Genomic DNA, 3160 nt, shown 5'->3' with positions numbered 1-3160 from the left:
CTTCTAATATTGCTTCGTCTTCCAGTTTTACTCCCTGCTCAGTCAGCTCTTTTCTCTTTTGTGTTAATAGCTTATCCAGGTGGCGAAGCGTCGCGAGTTTTTTCTCAATTACACTATCCAGGATCTCTGATATGGCCATCAGTGTCTGGACGGCTTGGGAGTCATTATGATCCGCTGGGAGATAGGGGGAATGACTATCGAGCGCAACTGAAGATGAACGGTTATCATCGCTCCAGCTGTTGTTCGGCATCATGGAGCCGGATAACTCACCTTGCATTTCTTCAAGTACCTGACGGACATCATCTGCTTTTAGTATTGTTAGGTCTTCCAGGTAGGCATACAGGAACAGCCTGTCGACGAGGATATTGATTTTCCTTGGTACCCCCTGGGTGTATTGGGTGATAATACCGAAGCTCTCCTGGCTAAGGGCAGGTTTGCCTTGCCAGCCGACTTGGTTTAGGCGGTGGAGGATATAATTTTCGGTCTGCTGGCTATCAAAGGGCGTGAGGTGGCACGAGGCAATAATCCGTTGCCTGAATTGCTCCATTTCGGGGAGCTCGATGATACCTTTGAGCTCTTCCTGGCCGAGGAGAAAACTTTGAATAAGTGGCTTGTCATCTAGCTGGAAGTTGGACAGCATTCGCAGCTCTTCGACCGTCTCCGGTGGCAGGTTTTGGGCCTCGTCAACAAGCAACAGCGCTCGCCGTTGCTGCTGGTGCAAGGTGAGTAGGTATTGCTCCAGTCTTTTGAGGATTTCAGCCTTGCCCAGATCTTCAACGGGAATCCCAAATTTGGCGGCAACCAGCCTGACAAGCTCTTCGGGAGTCAGGCGGGTGGTTGCAATCTGTATGGCGACGATCGAATCGTCCAGTGAGGCAACTAAATTTCTGGCGATTGTCGTTTTTCCGGTGCCGATGGGTCCGGTGATGACAATGAACCCTTCCCCCTGCGAAAGTCCGTATTTTAAATAGGAGGTGGCCTTTTCATGATGGGGGCTCGAAAAGAAAAAACGCGGATCCGGACTCAGCTTAAATGGCTTATCAGACAGGCCGAAATGTGATTCATACATAGCTATAGTTGCATCCTTATATCGATAGAAAGCCGGGTTTCATCGTAGCTATTGGAAGCAAATGACGACGATTTGTTGTTGTGCTCGACCCCGAAGGTGCTTGAAAGGTGTTTGTTAAATTCATACTTTCCTTCAAGCTCGTAGATTCGGTAGTAATCATTCTGGGTCGGGCGGGTGCGGCTTATAAACTGGTAATAGTCGTAATCAAAGCGTCCAGCCAGGCTAAAACGGCGTGAAAGGCGGTGGCGGACTGCGATACCGATACCGTCAACTTCATCATTTTGTTCATCGGCTGTGGCGTTAAGCGCTTCTCGTTCATCATGGAAAATACTTAGCTCGTAGTCGGTTCTCCGCCCCTTTAATACCGTCGACCATTCTAATCGTCGGCTCAGTGAAATTTCCTCGACAGTGGAGCCTGAGGAAAATAAGTCGCGATCAAAGCTGACGGCTTCCTCGGTATAGCGGATACTGTTGGTTATTCGCCTTGAGCGGTGAGACAACAAAAACTCATAGGCGTCACCATAGAAGCGTTTGTCATAGGAGGCTAACAACCGGGTTCTTGGCGTCGGGTTGATATGGACTGCGCCGGCCCAGAAGTCACTGTTGTTATCGTCTTCCGAGAAGTTGTAGCTAAGCTCGAGATATGAACGTTTAGTCCAGAAATACTTAACGCCTGGTCCCCAGCTGAGTGTATCGGCGCTGTCGGCATCAGACGTGCCTTCATAGTCTTCGAAATTGAATCGGATCAACGGGACCCAGCCAGACAGCGTCTGAAGGCCAAGCTCCTGACTGAACAGGGTAATAGCGGTGTCGTCATCGTTATCCTTGCTCTCTTTATACTGGTAGGAACCGTCGATTTGCCAGAACAGCTTTTTCACGCTTTCCCCGTTGGCAAACGAGAACTCCGCGCCATAGCCATTGTAGTTGCCGATATCATCTTCGTTGTTGACGATATCGGTAAAGGCTCTGGCCATCAGGTCCACTTTGCTGCGTGGATTGGAACGGTAACTTACCCCCAGACCAGCCTCTTTGTTCTCAATGGTGTCACCGGAGAAAATATCGGCGTTGGCGTTTTGATCGTCCGCCCGGGCAATATTCTCGATTGACGCGGCGGCATCGACCCGAAAGCCTGTTCGCTTAATTCCCTTGTCTGCAGCGAAAGCGAGAGTCTGGTAGGTTTCATTGTCGGTCGAGTCATGGCTGTAGAATAGCTGGTTGAGCTCGTAGTCGAGATCAATACTGCCGTCGGCACCTTGGATGTCGGTAGAAATGCCGGCACTCAGATCCGAGATCAGGCTTCCCTGCCGCCCTTCCGCTACCCGGTTAATGTTGTCGGTATAGGTAAACCCTCCGCTGACATAGGGGGAAAACTCGGCATCTGCAGCCTGACTGTGTGCGGTTACCAAAGCCATGCTGCACCATAGCCAGCGCTTATGATTGGCTCTCTTTGTTATAGTCATTCCCATATCCATACTCATATTGACTATATGCACCCTGCATGGCTTTGTTGACAATAAACCCTATTGCCATATTTTTGTTGAGCTCTGAAATGGCATGCTCCACGTCTGCCATTTTGGTCTTGCCGTGCTCGACGACAATCATTGCCTGACCGAGTAATTTTGACACGGTAATGGTTTCTTCGACGCCCAGCATTGGCGGACAATCAAACAGCACGATCCGGTCGGAATAGCGGGTCGCCAGCTCTTTGGTCAGCAAGGCCATTTTGTCACTGGCTAACAATTCGTTGCTTAAATGGTGGGAAGTGCCGGCCGGTAAGATACGCAGATTCGGAATAGAGGTTTGATAGATCACCTCAGACACCGAGCCTACATCACCCAGCAGAAAGTCAATCAAACCGGGTTTGTTGTCGACATCAAGGTCTAAAACCTTGCCGATTGATGGTTTAAGTACATCGGCATCGACCAGCAATACGGTCTTGTCTTTCTCTGAGGCAAGGCTTAACGCCAGGTTTACGCTTGTGAATGTTTTTCCTTCAGAGGGGCGTGAGCTAGAGACCATGACCAGGTTGCCATTCTCATGGTGGGGGGCGGCTGGCCCAAACGCATTGTGGATGATTTTTCGCTTGATGGA

At 50.0% G+C, this 3160-nt stretch carries 3 protein-coding genes; all 3 read right to left on the bottom strand.

Going from position 1 to position 3160, the window contains the following annotated elements; all coding sequences use genetic code 11:
• Window positions 1–1069 (bottom strand): XrtA/PEP-CTERM system-associated ATPase (locus MHN01_RS22240; RefSeq protein WP_239413504.1); only part of this gene is annotated, 1069 nt, incomplete at its 3' end.
• Between the two features lie 2 nt (window positions 1070–1071).
• Window positions 1072–2529 carry a TIGR03016 family PEP-CTERM system-associated outer membrane protein gene (locus MHN01_RS22235; protein ID WP_239413503.1) on the bottom strand — a complete coding sequence of 486 codons (1458 nt, stop codon included), beginning with the start codon at window positions 2527–2529 and terminating at the stop codon, window positions 1072–1074.
• The coding region (locus tag MHN01_RS22230) for an AAA family ATPase (protein WP_239413502.1) at window positions 2501–3160 on the bottom strand (660 nt) is incomplete at its 5' end. The genes MHN01_RS22230 and MHN01_RS22235, both read right to left, overlap by 29 nt.

The organism is Photobacterium sp. OFAV2-7 (genome assembly GCF_022347985.1).
GTDB lineage: Bacteria > Pseudomonadota > Gammaproteobacteria > Enterobacterales > Vibrionaceae > Photobacterium.
This window is presented reverse-complemented; position numbering and strand designations above follow the sequence as displayed.